Raw genomic sequence first — 18,562 nt, 5'->3', positions numbered from 1 at the left:
CGGCTGGCCGGCGTTCAACGCCGGTTTCAGCTACACCAGCGCGGCGATCTCCGCGGCGCTGAGGGCGCCGCGATAGATGCGGAAGTCCTGTACACGGCCCTTCAGATAGGGGTCCGGGTACTGGGACCGGCCAATCCAGTTCTGTGTCGTGCCGCCCAGGCGGAAGGGAGCGAGCGTCATTGCCGTGTTGGTGCCGGCAACGCTGCCGTTGACGTAGAGAGTACCGACTGTGCCGGAAAGGGTTACGGCGACATGCACCCATTGGCCGGTGGGCAACGCCGTACTGCCGTCGATCACCTGTTCGTTGTACGCATGCACGGTGGAGATGGCATAGCGGACAACGCCGCTACCGTTCCTGGGCGTCAAAAACATAGAACGCCGGGCGCCCGAGCCGAAGTCGAAAACCCGTGCCCAGGTCCCTGCCGCGTCCACGAACACCCAGGTCGCAATACTGAAGTCCGCAAGGTCGGCGACCACCCCGTCAGGCAGGCTTACATAATCATCGGTCCCGTCCAAAGACACGGCATTGTCGGTACGCCCCGCCACCCACAGCGGCCCGTTGACCAAGCTGCCGGTGTACCCGTTGCCGCTGGCATCGGCCGCCGCAGTTCCACTGGTTTCGTTGAACCGCAGCCGCACCAGCAATTCGGGCGTGATGATGGCTTTGGCCTCTGCAGAAGGCGCGGTTTCGCCCGATGCCGTGGCGGCTGTCACCACGTAGTAATAAGCAGCCGCACCGTCCACATTGGTGTCTGTGTAGGTGAGCAGATCCGTAATGCCGGAGGCGACCGTGGTTGTGTAGGGCCCGCCCTGGCTGGTGGCGCGCTTAACGGTATAGCTGCTCGCATTGGGGACACCCCACCACGACAGGATGACCTGCTGACCGCTGCACTGCGCGGTCAACCCGCTTGGGCTGGCGGCAAGAGGATCGCGCGAAAAGGTCAGGGTGCCAAAACCCAACTGGTCGCCATTGCTGCCATCGCGCTCTGGATGCAGCTGCGCCACCTGCAGCGCACAGTAGGGCGCCGCGATACCGCGGCGGCCCGCGTAGTGGTTATAGACCGACTCCCAAATCGGGCGAACACTGCCCTGCCCGGCCGTGGACAATTGCGTTTGCGAGCCTTGCTTGTTCTTGTTGGTCAGGTACGGCATCACGTAGAACGCGCCGTTGGCGTCAAGCAAGTTGGTCTTGGCCACATACTCGGCGCCAGCCAGGAAGCGGTTGTTTTCGTAGCCGTACAAATCATCACCTTGGTTCCAGGCCATCTCGCAGAAAGCACCTGCCAGCCCAATGCCCAGTGTGCAATGCCCCTGGTCGCGCCCGCTTTCCTGCCATTGGCCGAGGTAGCCTGGGTGCACATGGTAGACGGCCTCCAGCCCGGCGCCATTGCCCTGCCCGTTCTTGTAGTAACCCATTGCTTCGTCGTAAATATCCACACGGTCGCAAAGCACGCCAACGGCCAGGATGCAGGCCAGGGAGCACTGGTCCCAATTGGCCCAGTAGTTGGTGATCTCCGCACCGTTGTGCCGCGCAAGAAAGTCGCTGCTGAGCGGATAGAAAACGGTGAGCATCATGTTCTGGAAGCGCGCGAAATCCGCCGCGGCCCACCCGGAGTAGCTGCGCATGATCTCGGCGGCATTGGCGAACTGGTAGCCGTAGATGCCAGCGGCCAGGAAGCGGTCGGCATTGCCGGTCACGGTCTTCAGCGTAGACGACCATGCATTGAGAAACGTCACCGCCAGATCGGCATAGCGGGTATCGCCCGACACCTGCCAGCGCAAGGCGAGCTGGTAAGCCCGCGCGATATCGATGTACATCTGCGCGAAGTTCTGACCGGTACCACCCCGCACCACGGTCTCCAAGGGACGCGGGCTTGCGCCGAGCTGAGAACGTCCGTTCGAGGTCAAGGCATTCCATCCGTCGGTCCAGGGCTGGGCGAGCGCCGCCACCTTGGAGCGCATGCGCTCAAAGTCGGCCTCGGTGTGCAATAGACCAGGATGCACGAACACCCTCGCCGTAGACACCTCCGTGCTTGAGTTGGCTGACGTGGCGTCGGACACCAACGTGCTTGATTCCGAAGCGGCGAATGCCACGCTGGTAGAAGTTGACGCCGTCGAAGCGGTAGCGCCAGAGTCGGATGCACCGCCACCGCAAGCAGGCAGCCCCAACACACCCAGACCGTACAAGAACATGCGCCGCGACATGCTGTCTACCGTTTGGCTCGGTTCGCCGCATGCATCCAAGGGTTCAACCGGTCGGCTGGCGGCGTCGGAGCCAAGGTCGCGGGCAATCGTCTGGTACGGCTTCAATTTTTTCATGGTCACTTTCTCTTGGGATGGGTACAAGGAAGATGGCAACAGGCGCGCCCGGTGGCAGGCTTTACTGGACGATGACGTAAAAACTCGTTGCGTCCTGCCCGCCCACCACGGATGTGCCATTGCTGGTGATGCTGCTGAACGTGCCGCTGACGCTGGCGGCATTGACCAGCACCAGCTTCTGCCCGCTGGTGTAGCTGCCGGTGATATTCAGCGTCAGCGTGCCGCCGAGCACGGCCGCGCCAGCCACCGTCAGCTGGTCAAAATCAACACCCGGGCTGGTACCGTTAACGGCAAGAGTCAGGCTGCCGCCGCTGCCTTGCTGGAAACCGCCGCCAATCGCCAAGGCCCGCGTGCTGGTCAGCGCCAAAGCGGCGTTGTTGACCACGCTGCCGGTGCCCAGGGCACCGCTGCTGCCGGCCAGCAGTGTGCCGCGGTTGATGGTGGTAGCACCGCTATAGCTGTTGTTGAGCAAGGTGGTGGTGATGGCGCCGTTATGCACCAGGCTGCCACTGCCGCTGATGTTCGACAGCGTGATGTTGGTGCTGGTGTTCTGGATGATCAGTTGGCCCGCGTTGACGATGGCATTGCTCGAGAGCCCGCCGGTGGACTCGGCCGTCAACAGGCTGGAGTCCCCCGTATAGGTGGCTTGCAGCACGGTGGTCTTGCCCGTGGGACGCACGGTGGTGTAGTTCAGAGGCACGGTGCTGCCCACGCCCAGCCGCAGAATGGCATTGGCGCCGATGGTGGTGGTGCCGTTGTAGTTCTGGGGCTGTGCAAAGGTCACATCGTTGCCGGCCGTGCCCATGATGGTCACATTGCCCACGCCGATGGCGCCAGTCCTGTTGGGGCCGCCACCGCCGCCGGTGATGCCCACGTTCAGGGTCACCGCGCCGTTGTAATTGAAAGCCAGCGTGCTGCCGCTGTGCAGGTTGATGTAAGCGTTTTTGGCTCCCAGGGCCGGGGACACCTCGGCAGGCGACGGAGCCGATGGCAAGAAAAAATGACTATGCGTGCCGTCACCCCACTGCACCGTGCCCCCGCCAGCTTCGATATTGATGCCACGGTAGCTGCCATCGTTGCCATTGACGTCGTTGGCGCCACCGCGGTAGATCACTTTGGCAAAATTCAGACTGGCATCGCTCAAGCCCGGATCAACCAGGTTGGGGCTGTTGTGCGGGCTGTTGTCGGTATGGCTGTATACGCCGGACATGACGATGGTCGAATTGCCGATGGGATGGAAGTTGATGTCGCCACCAAAGGCCGCCTCGTAGATGTTCTGCGTGACCTTCACCACGCTGCCCGGCGGGCTCCAGACCAGCCACGAGCCTTCGTTCAGCACGGCCTTGGCGCTGGACAGCGAGGCGGCAACGTGGTTGCTGCCGAAGTCGTGCCCTGTGCTCAGTGACAAGACGCCTTCGAATGCATGGACCCCGCGCATCGAGTTGCCGCCCCAGACATTGACGCCTTGCAAGACCGGGCCACTGCCGCTGATTTCGCCCAGCAGGATGAATTGCGCGCTGCTGAGCACAATGCGACCGTTGTTGAGAATATTGTTCAGGTTGACTTCGCCGTTGACCAGGCTGGCGGCGTTCAGGCTGTCCGAGGTGGCGATGATGTTGGGTGCGTTGTCGGCGCTGGTGTTGGTGCCTATCTGCAGCGTCACCCCCGCATCGATGGTCAACACAGGCGGGTTGGTGCCGGAAATATCGAGCCGGTAGCCACCCGTGGCGCTGGTCTTGGTGACCACCTCGACCTGCTGGGCATCCGGCAGGGTAAAGGTGCTGGTCTGGGTAATGATGAGGGTGCTGGGGCTGCTGGTGCCACCGGTAGCCGCCAGCACCAGCGTTCCCTTGCCGGAAATCACCCCCGTATAGGTCGTGGAGCCGACCGGCAGGCGGATGATCGCATCGCCACTGAGGGTGACATTCTGGTTCGCCAGAATGGCGGCGGTGATGTCGGTGGCACTGCGGCCATCGGCTGTCGCCGCACTGCCAGAGCCTCCGCCGCCACAGGCGGACAGGCTCAAGACACCCACGCTGTACAGAAAGCTGCGGCGCGAAAGCCCCACGGTAACCTCGGCAGACGGCTCACATGCTGCGGTCGATCCGGTAGCCGAGCACGCAACCAGCGCTGGAACCTGTTTGGTGGCTTTATTCGGCTTGCCGTTCTTATGGCGCATGGGCTTCCTTGGGTTACTTGCTGATGGGGCTTAACTACGACAAAGGTGGTTATCGCCAAGCGCCGCCAGACCTATTCCAATCTGCGTGGAACGGTTACATACAGAGCACTTTCAATGCAGGCATTTGTGACAAATTTTGTCTTTAGGAAAATTGCTTGTTAGCGTAAATGTCAGATATCCAACCAACCAAACAGTGATATCCGTCACAACTATCCAAGTAAATTTCTCCTGACAATCTTGCATTTCAGATATTTTTGGAGAACAACCTTGACGGGAATAGCAAGCTCTGGACCAACATGGCTTGTCTTTACAAAAACAATGAGGCCAAGCAAATATTAGTAGCTCACATACTTCAGGATATGTAACAAAAAACACTCCGGAGCGTATGCAACTGGCAATGCATTTATCCACGCGTCGGCATGCGCGCCCAACACCAACGCCGGCCGCGTTCCTGGGAATAGACATAGGCATGGCGCAGACGAAAAAAAAGCCTCTGCACAACCCAAGGTTGCGGCAGAGACCTATAACCCGGCCACGCCTGGCGCACCCTATGGGCGCTCCGGGACGTTCCGGTCACTGGAGAAGATGAAAGCGGCTTGCGGTTTACTCGTTGCTGTCGCTGGAGAAGGTGCGCACCGAGCTGTAAGCGTTGTGCACGCCGGGCACCTTGCTGGCGACGAAGCGGGCCTTGGCTTCTTCTTGCGGGCCTTGGGTCCAGCCGTGCAAGGTGATGTTGCCGTTGTTGGCGGTGACGGTCAGGCCGCTGGCATCACTGCCCAGCGTGTTGCTGAGACTGGACTGCACGGCGCTGGCCAGGTCAGCGTCATTGGAGGTAGCGGCTTGGGCAGCCATGAAAGGGCCGGCTGCCAGGGCGATCAGGGCGGCAGCGGCAATGCGGTTGAAAGAGCGTGTCATGGTAAATCCTTTGGGTTGTTGGTTGCGATGGGGTGATCTTCCCAAGCGGGGATCAATACCGTGTGTCGGAAACGCGTACTTGTGTTGCAACTGTCATGGAGAATGTCATCTGGCGAGTTGCTTGCTATTAAATTTGCAGCTGCTTGCGCAATATCCATATGCGCCAGAGGCCTAAAGTCCTCCATACTCCGGCCATCGCTACACCCAGGAGACCCGCATGCTGACCAGCGCCTTGTTTGCCTTTTTGCACTTTGCCGCGGTGTTCGGCATCTTTGCCACGGTGTTCGGCACCTGGCTGCTGCTGCGCCAGGCGCCGACCTGCGCCCAGGCCCGGCAGATCCAGGCCTGCGACCGCTGGTACGGCCTGTGTGCGGCTGCAGTGCTGGGGGTCGGCCTGCTGCGGGTGTTCTATTACGAGAAGGGCGCGGCCTATTACGCTGGCAATCCCTTCTTCGGCTGGAAGATGGCCTTGTTTGTGCTCGTCGGCCTGCTGTCCATCTACCCTACCGTGCAGTTCATCCGCTGGGGCGCGCAAACCCGGCAGGGCCTGCCGCCGGTGGTCAGCGCGCAGCAACTGGCGCGGCTGCGCGGCCTGTTGGGTCTGGAACTGGCCTTGCTGCTGGGCGTGGCGCTGTGTGCGGCGCTGATGGCCAAAGGGGTCACGCTATGACTTGCGGCGCCAAGCGTCTGCGGCCATGAACGGACCGACCGCCTTTACCCTGGGCTGCATCGTGGTGGGGGCGCTGCTGATCGCCATGACGCTGGGCGGCTCGTTCATCAGCCGCCTGCCCTTGAGTTCGGCCATGCTGTACCTGGGCGTGGGCATTGCCATCGGCCCCTGGGGACTGGGCCTGTGGAAGCTGGATGCGCTGAAAGACACCCAGCTGCTGGAACGCCTGACCGAAGTGGCCGTGCTGATCTCGCTGTTTACCGCCGGCATGAAGCTAAAGCTGCCTTTGAAAGACCGGCGCTGGTGGATTCCGCTGCGGCTGGCGTCGCTGTCCATGCTGGTCACCGTGGCGGCGGTCACGGCCATCGGCATCTGGCTGCTGGACTTGCCAGTCGGTGCCGCGGTGCTGCTGGGCGCCATCCTCGCGCCTACCGACCCGGTGCTGGCCTCGGATGTGCAACTGTCCGACCCCGGCGACCGGGACCGCCTGCGCTTTGGCCTGACCGGCGAAGGCGGCCTGAACGACGGCACCGCCTTCCCCGTGGTGATGCTGGGCCTGGGTCTGCTGGGCCTGCACGACCTGGGCGCCGGCGGCTGGCGCTGGGCTGCGGTGGACGTGCTGTGGGCGATTGCCGGCGGCCTGGCGCTGGGCAGCCTGATGGGCGCGCTGCTCGGCCATGCGATTCTGTACCTGCGCACCCGCCACCAGGAGGCGCTGGATGCCGACGAATTCATTGCCCTGGGCCTGATCGCGCTGACCTATGGCCTGGCGCTTGCCTGCCAAACCTATGGCTTTCTGGCGGTGTTTGCCGCCGGGCTGGCGCTGCAGCGCGTCGGCGAAAAAGCGGCCGCCCCGGCCACCGAGCCGCCACCCGAGCTGGAGCCCGCCACACCCACGCCGGCCGAGATGATGCTGGCGGTGCAGCGCTTCAACAGCCAACTGGAGCGCTTTGTGGAAGTCGGCATCGTGCTGGCCATTGGCGTGCTGCTGGCAACGGTGCGCTTCCGGGCTGAGCTGCTGTGGTTCATCCCCGTGCTGTTTCTGCTGGTGCGTCCGCTGTCGGTTTTTGCCGGCCTGCTGGGCACGACTGTCCAGGGTGCGCAGCGCCGCCTGATGGCCTGGTTTGGCATCCGCGGCATTGGCTCGCTGTACTACCTGCTGTACGCCATCCACCACGGGCTGCAGCCAGCGCTGGCCCAACAGCTGTTGTCGATTACCGTGGGCGTGGTGGTGGCGTCCATCGTGGTGCATGGTATTTCCGTGACCCCGTTGATGAACCGCTACGAAGCCCGCAAAAAACCCCGGCCTGGCGCTCTGTAGCCAGCCGGCTAGACCGTCCGCGGGCTGCGCCAGAACAGCAGTCTCGCCAGGGCCGCAGGCCAGCTCCACCGGCTAGGCGCAGACACCAGCAGCCGCGCCGCGACCAGCGCCTCGATCTCAACCCAGCCGGCCGCCACCCGCTGTCGCTCCCCGGCGCGCAGCAGCAGCGGCGCATCCACCCACAGCCCGGCCAGGTACTCACGCCGGTGCAGGCAGACCGCGCCCTCGGCCACCATGACTTCCGCCCCCCGCGGCAGCGGCTGCCAGCTGCGCTGGGCGGCGGGCAATTGCAGGGTCAACAAGGGCACTGGGGCAGTAAGGAGCGGCATACAAGACCTCTTTGTGAAAGTAGCTGTAGCGTAGAAATTCCAGTCCCCATCGAACAGCCACAGACCGCCGCCATCTGTTACGCAACAGTTCAGAAAATGTGCATCTGTTATGGTGTGTTTTGCGTCCGTCTGTACCTGTTCAGCCCACCCCCGGCCCCGCATGATGGAGGGCCCATGACCATGCCCGCAGCCCACCCATCCCCGCCCAAGTACCAAAGCCTGGCCGAGCACTACCGCAGCGCCATCCAGGCGGGCAGCCTGCTGCCGGGACAGCGCATGCCCTCGCTGCGCGAGCTGGTGCGCCAGCACGCGGTCAGCCTGTCCACTGCCATGCACGTCTGCCGCCTGCTAGAAAGCGAAGGCACGCTGGAGGCGCGGCCACGCTCGGGCTACTTTGTGCGCACACCCGAACGCTCGCGGCTGGCACCGGTGAACGACCCACCGATGCAGCGCGCACCCGACCCGGCCCAGTACGTGGGCATCCACACCAAGGTGTCCGAATTCCTTGCGCTGGGCCGCATGCAGCGCTTCAAGACCAATCTGTCCACCGCCCGCTGCGCGCCCGAGCTGTACCCCAGCCAGGCGCTGAACCTGGCCGCCCAGCGCAGCCTGCGGCAAGACCCCGAGCAGTTGGTGCGCGCCGCGCCGCCGCAGGGCTGCCTGGAGTTCCGCGAAGTGCTGGCCCAGCGCGCCATGGGTGCCGGCATGCACTTGTCGGCCAACGACATCCAGGTCACCAATGGCTGCACCGAGGCGCTGAACCTGGTACTGCGCGCCGTGGCCCAACCCGGCGACACGATTGCGGTGGAGTCGCCCACCTTCTACGGCCTGCTGCAAACCCTGGAGAGCCTGGGCCTGAAGGCGTTGGAAATCCCCACCAGCCCGCGCACCGGCATCTCGGTGGACGCGGTGGAACTGGCACTGCGCAACACCCAGCGCATCAAGGCCGTGGTGGTCATCCCCTACCTGCAGAACCCCACCGGCAGCATCATGCCCAGCAGCCACAAACAGGCGCTGCTGCGCCTGTGCCAGCAGCACGATGTGGCCTTGATCGAAGACGATACCTATAGCGCGCTGGTGGACGACAGCGTGCTGCGCGAGGAGCCGCTGCGCGCCATCAAGTCCTGGGACGACAGCGGCCACGTGGTGTACTGCGCCTCGCTGCACAAAAGCCTGGCACCCGGCCTGCGCCTGGGCTGGGTCAGCGCCGGGCGCTGGCAGACGCGGGTGGAGATGCTGAAGTTCGCCGCCTCGCGCAGCAACGAGCGGCTGGCACAGCGGGCGGCCGCCAGCTTCATTGCCTCGGCCGCCTACGACCGCTATCTGCGCCGGCTGCGCAGCATCCTGGCCACGCAGCGCACCCAGACCGCCCAGGCCGTGGCCAGCTACTTCCCGCCCGGTACCCGGCTGACCGTGCCGCGCGGCGGCCTGTCGCTGTGGGTCGAGCTGCCCCACCAGCTGTCGGCCACCGCCCTGTTCCACGCGGCGCTGGCGGAGAACATGGTGATTGCGCCCGGCACCATCTTCACCAACTCGAACCGCTTCGAGAACCATCTGCGGGTCAACTGCGGCTGGCCGTTCACACCCGAGATCGACCACGCGTTTGCGCGGCTGGGGCAGATGGTCGGCGCCTTGGCGCATGCAACTTCAGGCGCCAAGGCGGGCCGCCTTGCTGCAAGCTAACCTAGAAGCCCGTATCCATCCAAGCCGGACGGGCAGAACGGCCGGCATGCAAAAGCGGGCCACGGCTTGCCTTTTGGCCTCGACGGACTAAAGTTGTTTCCTGCCCCGGCAGCAATGCACTTTACGGAGAACACCATGGCTCCAGACCCGTTTGCAGAACTGAAGAAGCGCCAACGCGAGATGTGGGTCACGTTCACGCCCGTGGCCATGTTCACCACCCCGGTGGCGGGCCAACTGGTGAAGTTTGCGGGCATCCGGGCGGGCGAGGCGGTGCTCGACGTGGGCACCGGAACCGGCGTCGTGGCCATCACGGCGGCGCGTGCCGGGGCCCGCGTCTCGGCGCTCGACCTTACCCCGGAACTGCTGTTGCAGGCCCATCAAAACGCCCAGATCGCCCAGCACACGGATATTGTGTGGACCGAAGGCGACGCCGAACAGCTACCCTACCCGGACGCCTCCTTCGACGTGGTGCTGAGCCAGTTTGGACACATCTTTGCGCCCCGCCCCGAGGTGGCCATCGCCGAGATGCGCCGCGTGCTCAAGCCGGGTGGACGGGTGGCCTTCGCTACCTGGCCGCCTGAGCACCTCGTGGGCCGGATGTTTGCCTTTATCGCCCGAAATTCGCCACCGCTGCCCGCAGGCGTGGCACCGCCGCCCCAGTGGGGCAACCCGGCCATCGTCAGCGAGCGTCTGGGGGCGCGGTTCGAGGCGCCCTTTTTTGCCCGGGGCACCATGGGCTTCCCCGCCTTGAGCGTCGCCCACTACCGCCTCTTCATGGAGCAATCGGTCGGGCCCATGCAAAAACTCGTTGAGAGCCTGGCCAACGAACCCGAAAAGCTGGCCCAGCTGCGGGCCGAGTACGAGACGCTGGTCGCCCCCTACCATCTGGACAACGTGATGCAGCAGGACTATCTGCTGACGCGCGCGCGGGCCTGCTGAGAGATCAAGCCGGCCGGCCCCAGACCGCTGGCACCAGGCCGCGCACACCGGTGCGCAGCACAAAGGCCGAGCCGGCCAGCGGCTGCTCGGCCAGTTGCGCGGCCGACAGGCCGGCCCGGGCGCTGGTCACCAGCATCAGGTCCAGGTTCTCGCCGCCGAATGCCACATTGGTGATCTGGCTGGCGGGCAAGTTGATGCGCTGTAGTTCGTCGCCGGCCAGGTTGAAGCGGCGCAGGCAGCCACCGCCCCAGAACGCCACCCACAGATGGCCTTCGGCGTCGAAGGTCATGCCGTCGGGCTCGCCCTCTTCGACCGCAAAGCGCTTCCACAGGCTCTTGCCCTGCAGCTGGCCGTTGGCACCCAGGGTGTAGCGGTAAATGCTGCGCAGCAGGCTGTCGGTGTGCAGCATCACCGTGCCATCGGCCGAGATCGCCGGGCCGTTGGCGATGTGGATGTCGCGCTCGGCAATCTCGATACGGCCGTCGGGGTGCAGGCAGGCCAGCTGGCCCAGCGGCTGCTGGGGGTTTTCGTGGTGCATGGAGCCGGCCCAGATGCGGCCCGCGGCATCGGCCTTGGCGTCGTTCAGGCGCAGGCCCGGCTGGTCGGGGTGCGGCGAACCCAGGCGCTCGATCTTCAGCTCGGGCTCCAGGGTCAGGCGTACGAAACCCGACTGGAAACCGGCCACAAAGCCCTGGCCATCGGCGCACGGCACCAGCCAGCCCACCTTCTCGGGCAGCAGCCAGGTTTGGCGGGTATCGGTGCTGGGCGTCCAGGCGTGCACCGCCTGGCCCAGGATGTCGACAAAGAAGAAACGGGCGCTGGCGGCATGCCAGAGCGTGCCCTCGCCGAGTTGCAGATTCGCGGGCCAGATGGGGGTGATCGGAGTGGGCAAGGGCATGGCAACAGGTTTGCTACAGTTTTTAAGTATAAAAACCATAGCTTCTCACGCAATTCAGATCTGCGTAAGAGGGTTTTTCAGTAGGCGAACCAAGGCATCAAAAATGCCCGCCCGTTGGGCGCCGGGCAGGCAGCGGGCTTCAGGTCCAACCGGCGTCCACCACGAAGTCCTGGGCGGTGACCATGCTGCTGTCGTCGGCCGCCAGGAACAGCGCCATATTGGCGATGTCGGCACCGACGATGCGACCGGGCAGGCACTGGTTGTCGTCCATGGCGCGCTCGCCCTCGGCATCGACCCACTGGGTCAGCTGCTTCTCGGTCATGATCCAGCCGGGAGTCAGGGTGTTGACGCGGATGTTGTCCGGCCCCAGATCCCGCGCCAGGCTGCGCGACAGGCCAACCGTGGCCGACTTGCAGGTGGCGTACACCGGGTAGCCCTTGCCCTTGATCTTCCAGCTGGTCGAACCGAGGTTGACGATGACCCCGCCGCCCAGGCGCCGCATGCCCGGTACCACGGCTTGCGCCGCGAAGAAGTGCGGCCGCAGGTTGACGGAAACGCGCCAGTCGAAGTCGTCCGGTGTCACGGACATGATGTCGTGGCGCTGGTCGTTGGCCACGTTGTTGACCAGCACGTTGATATCGCCATGGGCGCTGGCTGCCTGGGCAATCGCCGCCTGCAGCGCAGCCACATCGGCGGCTTCGCTTTGCAGGAATAGCGGCGTGGGGCCGACCGCGCTGGCCTCGGCCAGCACTTTGGCGGCTGACTCGGCATTGCGGCCGGTGAAGGCCACCTTGGCGCCCTGGCGGGCAAAGCCGACCACGATGTCGGCGCCGATGCCCGAGCTGCCGCCGGTGACGAACACGCTGCGGCCCTCCAGGCTGGGGTAATGTGCGGTTTTCAAAGCAATGCTCCTTGGTCTGTCTGAATAAAAAAATGCGTGCCTGCTCAGCCCTCTGAGGCAGGCACGCTGGAGAATGTAAAAACCCGGACCGGCTCGGGACGCAGCAACGGCAGCAAATGTGGCATCACCATCAGCCTTTGGTGGCACCGAAGGTCAGGCCTGCGATGAAGTGTTTTTGCATCAGAAAGAAGATCAGCACCGGCGGCATGGCGGCGACGATGGAGCCGGCCGAGACCAGATGCCACTGCGCCACCCACATGCCGTTCAGCGACTTCAGCCCGCCGGTTACCGGCATCGCATGGTTGCCCTGTATCAGCACCGTGGCCCAGAAATAGTCGTTCCAGATGAAGGTGAACACCAGCACCGCCAGCGCTGCCACCGCCGGGCGCACCAAAGGCAGCACCACCTTGAAGAAGATCTGGATCTCCGAAGCACCCTCGACCCGCGCGGCCTCGATCAGCTCGCGCGGCAGCTCGCGGATGAAGTTGCGCATGAAGAAGGTGCAAAAGCCGCTCTGGAAGGCGATGTGGAACAGCGCCAGCCCGGCGATGCTGTCGTACAGGCCGAGCCGCAGGCTCAGGTCGCGCACCGGTACCATCAGGATCTGGAACGGCACGAAGTTGCCGCCTACGAACAAAAAGAACACCAGCAGGTTCAGCTTGAAGCGGTACACGCCCAGTGCAAAGCCGGCCATGCAGGCCAGCGCCACCGCACCGATGACGGTGGGGATGGTGACCAAAAAGCTATTGATGATGTAGGCCGCCAGCGGGGTCTTACTGAACACCGCGGTGTAGTTCTCCACCAGCCGCCATTCGGTGGGCAGGCCCCAGTAGTTGCCGGTGCTCAGGTCGGCGCCGCCGCGGATCGAGGTCAGCGCCACAGCGATGATGGGCAGCAGCCAGACCAGCATGGCCACGGGCAGGCCCAGGCGGTACAGCAACTGCGTCGCCAGGCTGGTTTTCTGGATCGGGGTGGGGAACATTATTCGGTTTCCTGCTCTTGTTTGTAGACGCGGCGGAGCACGAAAACGATGTAGACCAGCATCAGCAAGAACAGCACCGTGGCGATGGCCGTGCCATAGCCCATGCGGTAGCCGTATTCGCTCAAGGCCTTCTCGTACATGTAGTAGGCCAGCACCCGCGACTGGCCGAAGGGCCCGCCCTGGGTCATGATGGACACCATGTCGAAGCTGCGCAGCGAGCCGACCACGGTGACCACCACGGCGATGAAGGTGGCAGGGCGCAGCTGGGGCAGCACGATCTTCCACAGCATGGTCCAGCCCTTGGCGCCTTCCAGACGCGCGGCCTCGATCAGGTCGGGGCGCAGATTGTTCAGGCCGGTCAGGTACAGAATCATGCAGTAGGCGATCTGCGGGTACAGGCCCGCGATAACAATCCCATAGGTGACCAGGGTGTCGTCCGACAGAATGGCAACAGGCTCCATGCCGAAGAAACCCATCACATGCAGCAGCAGGCCGTTGGTGGGGTCATAGAACCAGCTGAACACCAGGCCGATCACCACCTGCGAGATCACGAACGGAAAAAAGAACAGCGACTTGGCGAGGCGGATGCCGAACACCTTCTGGTTCAGCAGCAGGGCCAGGCCCAGGCCGGCGGGAATGGCCAGCAAGAAGCCGAAGAACCAGATCACATTGTTCTTCAGCGCGATGTAAAAGTCCTCGTCACCGGCCAGCTCGACGTAGTTGCCGAAGCCTATGTACTTGGGCGTGCCCAGGCCGTCCCAGTCGTAGAAGCTCAGTGCGATCGACTCGAAGATCGGGCCGATCACATACACGCCGAACATCACCAGCGCGGGCAGCAGGAACAACCAGGGCACTATGCTGATCTGGTGTTTGGACCACCAGCTGGCAGCCGGTGGAGCGAGTGGAGCAATGGGTTCGGAGGATGGAGTCATCATGCAGTTTCCTGACCGGGAGGCCCTTGCAGACCTCCCGGGGCGGGATTACTTGTAAACGCTCTTGCGCACCTTCTCCAGGCGCTCCAGGATCTTGGCGCGCTCGCCCGGCTTCACCATGTACTGCTGGAAACCGTCCATGCCGGCCTTGGCCATTTCAGCGGGTGCATCGCGGTCATAGAACTGGCCCAGCGCATAGGCGTTGGACAGCATGGAGAAGCCGGCCTTCAGATAGGTATCCATAGGCATCTTCGAATCCTTGTTGACCGGCAACTGGCCCAGGATGGCATTCATCTCGGCCTGCACTTCGGGCTTGGACAGATAGGCCAGGAAGCGGCGCGCATCAACCTTGTTCTTCGCCTTGCTCGGGATGTGGAGGGACTCGGTAGGCGCGTCTTCGGCCTTGGGCAGGCCGGGGGTGATCTCCGGGAACTGCATGAAGCCAACCTGGGCTTCGGTCAGGCCGGCCTCCTTCATCGGTGCCACGGCAAAATTGCCCATCAGGTACATCGCGGCATCGCCCTTGATAAAGGCGGGCAAGGCTTCCTGCCACTTGTAGGAGGTGTGGTTGGTCAGGTAGTAGCCGGGCTTGACCAGGTCGTCCCACTTGTCGAACACGGCTTGCACGCGCTTGTCGGTGTAGGGCACTTTGCCAGCGGTCAGGTCCATGTGGAACTCGTAGCCGTTGACGCGCATGTTCAGGTAGTCAAACCAGCCGCCGGTGGGCCAGGTTTCCTTGGTGCCGATAGCGAACGGGGTGATCTTGTTGGCCTTGAGCTTGGCGCTGGCGGCTACCAGTTCGGCCCAGTTCTTGGGTTCGGCGATACCCAGCTTGGCGAACAAGTCCTTGCGGTAGTAGATGCCCCACTGGTAGTAGCTATAGGGCATGCCCCACTTCTTGCCATTGATGGTCATGGCCGAAGTGGCCGACTTGAGCTTTTCGTTCAGGCCTTCCTTGGCCCAGATATCGGACACGTCCTCGAACAGCCCGGCGTTGACAAACGGGGCCATGCGGTTGCCCGCGTACCAGGTGCAGACATCGGGTGCCTCGGCCGTCAGAAAGTTGCGGATCGAGGTCTTGTAGCCCTCGTGGTCGAACACATTGACCTTGACCTTCACGTCCGGGTTGGCGGCTTCGAAGCCCTTGACCAGTGCCTCGAAAGCGGCACGCGGCGCCGGGTCGGATGCGTCGTTGTTGAACACCAGCTCACCGGCCAGGGCCGACAGACTGCAAGCCAGCAAGGCGGCAACAGCCAGCACCTGTTTGACGGGTTTGAACACCATTTTTTTGTCTCCTAAATATGCGTTTGAAACGCGTTGTACGGAAGCCTTAACGTGAAAGCTACAGCTTCCAGATCGACACGGCCTGGGGGGCCAGATCACGCGCACCCAGCAGGCACTGCGCGTGTGTTGCCGGTGCCAACTGCACCTCGGAACCCGAAAAATTCATCACGAACTGCAAGTCGCCGCAGCGGCGGGTGCGCACGTCCGTTGGCAGGTCCTGCACAGTCAGCTGCGCAGCCTGGGCGGCCAGGCCCAGCACCCGGCGCCAGCCCGCGGCGTCCAGCCAGCCGGCGGTGTACCAGGTGCTGCCGTTATGGGTCACGGCCGGACGGTTGTCGGCGAACACGGCCACCGGGGCGGCCGTGCTGCAAGCCAGGTCTTCGCGCCAGCGGCTGGCCTCGGTATGGCCGCCATCGTTCCAGTGCACGCTGTCGACCAGGCCGGGCGGCAGTGAGGCGACGCGCTGCACCGTGACACCGGCCAGATCGGCAAACGCGCCCGGCGGCAGCTTGTCGGGAAAGGCCAGGGCCTCGCTCTTGGAGCCGCTGCGCGGACCCAGCACCACCTGCGCCTTGCTATTGGCCAGGCGCGCGGCCAGGGCTGCGTCTTCGCGCAGATGGGCGGGCAGCACCACCAGCGCATAACCATCAAGGTCGGCGCTGCTGGAGACGATGTCCACATCCAGCCCCATCTGGCGCAGCATGCTGTAGGCGCGAAAGCTCAGTTCCACGGCATTGAAGTCCGCACCCTGGGGCTGGATCTTGGCCATCCAGATGCTGGTGAAGTCGAATACCAGGGCCACCGGCGCCTGCTGGTAGCTGGTCGGCAAATGGGCTTGCAGCTGGCGCAGCTCCTGGGCCACCTGGGTGGCTTCCAGGCCGCCTTGGTCCAGTGTGCGGTCGGGGCGGTTCAGGCCGGCGTGCATCTGCTCTTGGGCAAACGGTGCCTGGCGCCAGCGGAAATAGCTGACCACCTCGGCCCCATGGGCGAAGGCCTGCCAGGTCCAGAGCCGCACCATGCCATCCAGCGGCGCCGGGTTCCACTGGGCCCAGTTGACCGGGCCGGGCTGCTGCTCCATCACCCACCAGCGGCCCTTGCACATGCCGCGGTACAGGTCGTGGTGGAAGGACGCGATGTCCGGATGGCCGATGCGCGCGTAGTGGCGCTTTTCTTCGGGCGTGAGAAAGAAGTTCTGCGTAAAGCCCAGCGGGTAGCTGTCCCAGGTGGCCACGTCCAGATCGGCCGACAGCGCGTGGTGGTCGAACTCGGTGAAGAAACCCATGAAGTTGTGCACCACATCGCGCCCTGGCGAGTGCTGGCGCAAGATGTCGACCTGGATGCGGTTGAAGGCCACCACCTCGTCCGAGGCAAAGCGCTGGTAGTCGAGGCGCTGCGCAGGCGTGACTTCGGTCACCGTACCCACCGGCGCATCGACTTCTTCAAAGTTGCGGTACTCCTGGCTCCAGAACACCGTGCCCCAGGCCATGTTCAGCGCGTCGATATCGCTGTAGCGCTGCTGCAGCCAGGCGCGGAAGCCCTGGCGCGCTGCCGTGCTGTAGCTGACCACGGTGTCATGGCAGCCGTACTCGTTGTCGGTTTGCCAGGCCACCACCGCCGGGTGCTGGCCGTAGCGCTCGCCCAGGGCCGTGGTGATGCGCGCCGACTGGGCGCGGTAGCTGAGGCTGGAGAAGCAGTAGTGCCGGCGCGAGCCAAAGCCGCGCGTCTGGCCATGGGCGTCCACGGCCAGCATGCCGGGGTCAGCATCGACCAGCCATTTGGGCGGCGTGGCGGTGGGCGTGCACATCACCACCTTCAAGCCGGCCGCATGCAGTGTGGCAATCGCGCGGTCCAGCCACTCCCAGGCGAACACGCCGGGGCTGGGTTCGATGCGGCTCCAGGCGAATTCGGCAATCCGCACGTACTGGATGCCGACTTCGACCATGCGCCGGGCATCGTCGGGCCACCAGCTCTCAGGCCAGTGTTCAGGGTAATAGCAAACGCCTAGTTTCATCTTCGGGGTTCCTCGGTTCAAGCCATGGCCGCCGACAGCAGCAAGTCCTCGTTGGCCACGGTGCGCTCCACCGCGCGGCCTTGCGCGTCAAACAAATGCAGGTGCTGCGGCGGCAGCGACACGGCCACGCGCTCGCCGGCGCGGGCAAACGCATTGCCGGGCGCCTTGACCACCCAGGGGTCGCTGGGCGTGCCGCTGTCCAGGTACAAATAGGTGGATTCGCCCAGCCGCTCCTGCCACTGCACGGTGCGCAGCACATGCTGGGTGGCGGTGCCGACTTCGGCGTCTTCGGGGCGCAGACCCAGCGACACGGCGCTGCCGACGGCCAAAGCGCTGGCGTTGACGCGGATCTGCAGCAGCTCGCCCTGGACCAGGCGCACCGTGGCCAGCTCGGTGCTGGCGGATTCCAGCGTTCCGTCGATGAAGTTCATCTTGGGCGAACCGATGAAGCCGGCGACAAACTTGTTGCGCGGCCGGTGGTACAGCTCCAGCGGCGGGCCGAACTGGGCCACGCTGCCGTCGCGCTGCACGGCTTCGCCGGTGTTCAGCAGCACGATGCGGTCGGCCAGGGTCATGGCCTCGACCTGGTCGTGGGTCACATAGACGGTGCTGGCCTTGCCGAAGTCGCGGTGGATCTTGGCGATCTCGAAACGGGTCTGCACGCGCAGCGCCGCATCCAGGTTGGACAGCGGTTCATCAAACAAAAACACCCCCGGCTGGCGCACGATGGCCCGGCCGATCGCCACCCGCTGGCGCTGCCCGCCGGACAAGGCCTTGGGCAGGCGCTCCAGCAGCGGACCAAGCTGCAAGATACGCGCGGCTTCATTGACACGCTGCAGCACCTGGGCCTCTGGTGTCTTCGACAAGCGCATGCCGAAGGCCATGTTCTCGAACACCGTCATGTGCGGAAACAGCGCGTAGCTCTGGAACACCATGGCCACGCCGCGCTGCGCGGGTTCCACATCGTTCATCTTCACGCCGCCGATCAGCAGCTCGCCCTGGTTGATGGTCTCCAGGCCAGCCACCATGCGCAGCAAGGTGGACTTGCCGCAGCCGGATGGGCCAACGAAAACGCAGAACTCGTTTTCACCGATATTCAAGGACACGTCACGGATCGTCGCGGGGTTGTCGCCGTACGACTTGAAAACATTCTTCAGATCAATGCGTGCCATACGGGCGTGCCTTCGGAAATGGAGTGA

At 64.1% G+C, this 18,562-nt stretch carries 15 protein-coding genes; 4 read left to right on the top strand and 11 right to left on the bottom strand.

The genetic code is table 11. From position 1 onward, the window contains the following. Nucleotides 1-30: 30 nt before the first annotated feature. The 3 genes from J2X19_RS00205 to J2X19_RS00195 all read right to left on the bottom strand — a co-directional run bounded on the left by J2X19_RS00205 (nt 31) and on the right by J2X19_RS00195 (nt 5,413). Nucleotides 31-2,205: a LamG-like jellyroll fold domain-containing protein gene (locus J2X19_RS00205; RefSeq protein WP_405048613.1), complete on the bottom strand. Its 2,175-nt coding sequence runs from the start codon at nt 2,203-2,205 to the stop codon at nt 31-33. Between the two features lie 175 nt (nt 2,206-2,380). Then, nucleotides 2,381-4,498: a beta strand repeat-containing protein gene (locus J2X19_RS00200; protein ID WP_310369557.1), complete on the bottom strand. Its 2,118-nt coding sequence runs from the start codon at nt 4,496-4,498 to the stop codon at nt 2,381-2,383. A 603-nt stretch (nt 4,499-5,101) separates the two neighbouring features. Continuing rightward, nucleotides 5,102-5,413 carry a BON domain-containing protein gene (locus J2X19_RS00195; protein WP_310369555.1) on the bottom strand — a complete coding sequence of 104 codons (312 nt, stop codon included), beginning with the start codon at nt 5,411-5,413 and terminating at the stop codon, nt 5,102-5,104. A gap of 217 nt (nt 5,414-5,630) precedes the next feature. On the opposite strand from J2X19_RS00195, the gene J2X19_RS00190 reads away from it, so the two are divergent. Both J2X19_RS00190 and J2X19_RS00185 read left to right on the top strand, forming a co-directional pair. Continuing rightward, nucleotides 5,631-6,083 (top strand): DUF2214 family protein, encoded by a 453-nt coding sequence (locus tag J2X19_RS00190; protein WP_310369552.1) that lies wholly within the window; start codon nt 5,631-5,633, stop codon nt 6,081-6,083. 25 nt (nt 6,084-6,108) lie between these two features. After that, nucleotides 6,109-7,404: a cation:proton antiporter gene (locus J2X19_RS00185; RefSeq protein ID WP_310369550.1), complete on the top strand. Its 1,296-nt coding sequence runs from the start codon at nt 6,109-6,111 to the stop codon at nt 7,402-7,404. Nucleotides 7,405-7,412: 8 nt separating this feature from the next. On the opposite strand, the gene J2X19_RS00180 is transcribed toward J2X19_RS00185, so the two are convergent. Continuing rightward, the gene (locus tag J2X19_RS00180) at nt 7,413-7,733 is read right to left on the bottom strand and encodes a hypothetical protein (protein ID WP_310369549.1); all 321 of its coding nucleotides are present in this window, start codon (nt 7,731-7,733) and stop codon (nt 7,413-7,415) included. A gap of 174 nt (nt 7,734-7,907) precedes the next feature. Here J2X19_RS00180 and J2X19_RS00175 point away from each other — a divergent pair, with 174 nt between their 5' ends. Both J2X19_RS00175 and J2X19_RS00170 read left to right on the top strand, forming a co-directional pair. Continuing rightward, a complete protein-coding gene (locus J2X19_RS00175) occupies nt 7,908-9,416 on the top strand; it encodes an aminotransferase-like domain-containing protein (protein WP_310369547.1) in 1,509 nt (502 codons plus the stop codon). Nucleotides 9,417-9,551: 135 nt separating this feature from the next. Next, the gene (locus J2X19_RS00170; RefSeq protein ID WP_310369545.1) at nt 9,552-10,355 is read left to right on the top strand and encodes a class I SAM-dependent methyltransferase; all 804 of its coding nucleotides are present in this window, start codon (nt 9,552-9,554) and stop codon (nt 10,353-10,355) included. Nucleotides 10,356-10,359: 4 nt separating this feature from the next. Here J2X19_RS00170 and J2X19_RS00165 read toward each other — a convergent pair whose 3' ends face one another. From J2X19_RS00165 to J2X19_RS00135, 7 genes are all read right to left on the bottom strand, one after another. Beyond that, nucleotides 10,360-11,253 carry an SMP-30/gluconolactonase/LRE family protein gene (locus tag J2X19_RS00165; RefSeq protein WP_310369543.1) on the bottom strand — a complete coding sequence of 298 codons (894 nt, stop codon included), beginning with the start codon at nt 11,251-11,253 and terminating at the stop codon, nt 10,360-10,362. 139 nt (nt 11,254-11,392) lie between these two features. Next, nucleotides 11,393-12,154 carry an SDR family NAD(P)-dependent oxidoreductase gene (locus J2X19_RS00160; protein WP_310369541.1) on the bottom strand — a complete coding sequence of 254 codons (762 nt, stop codon included), beginning with the start codon at nt 12,152-12,154 and terminating at the stop codon, nt 11,393-11,395. Nucleotides 12,155-12,284: 130 nt separating this feature from the next. Continuing rightward, nucleotides 12,285-13,136, bottom strand: a complete 852-nt coding sequence (locus tag J2X19_RS00155) for a carbohydrate ABC transporter permease (protein WP_116605760.1) — start codon at nt 13,134-13,136, stop codon at nt 12,285-12,287. After that, nucleotides 13,136-14,071, bottom strand: coding sequence for a carbohydrate ABC transporter permease (locus J2X19_RS00150; protein ID WP_310369536.1), 936 nt, complete (start codon nt 14,069-14,071; stop codon nt 13,136-13,138). Before J2X19_RS00150 ends, J2X19_RS00155 begins: the two co-directional genes overlap by 1 nt. Nucleotides 14,072-14,116: 45 nt before the next feature. Continuing rightward, complete coding sequence (locus J2X19_RS00145; RefSeq protein WP_310369535.1) at nt 14,117-15,352, bottom strand: ABC transporter substrate-binding protein; 1,236 nt, start codon at nt 15,350-15,352, stop codon at nt 14,117-14,119. A gap of 58 nt (nt 15,353-15,410) precedes the next feature. Continuing rightward, nucleotides 15,411-17,363: a beta-galactosidase gene (locus J2X19_RS00140; protein ID WP_310369533.1), complete on the bottom strand. Its 1,953-nt coding sequence runs from the start codon at nt 17,361-17,363 to the stop codon at nt 15,411-15,413. Nucleotides 17,364-17,380: 17 nt separating this feature from the next. Next, nucleotides 17,381-18,535, bottom strand: a complete 1,155-nt coding sequence (locus J2X19_RS00135; RefSeq protein ID WP_116605757.1) for an ABC transporter ATP-binding protein — start codon at nt 18,533-18,535, stop codon at nt 17,381-17,383. Nucleotides 18,536-18,562 lie beyond the last annotated feature (27 nt).

This window comes from Rhodoferax ferrireducens (genome assembly GCF_031458075.1).
Taxonomy (GTDB): Bacteria; Pseudomonadota; Gammaproteobacteria; order Burkholderiales; family Burkholderiaceae_C; genus Rhodoferax_B; species Rhodoferax_B ferrireducens_A.
This window is presented reverse-complemented; position numbering and strand designations above follow the sequence as displayed.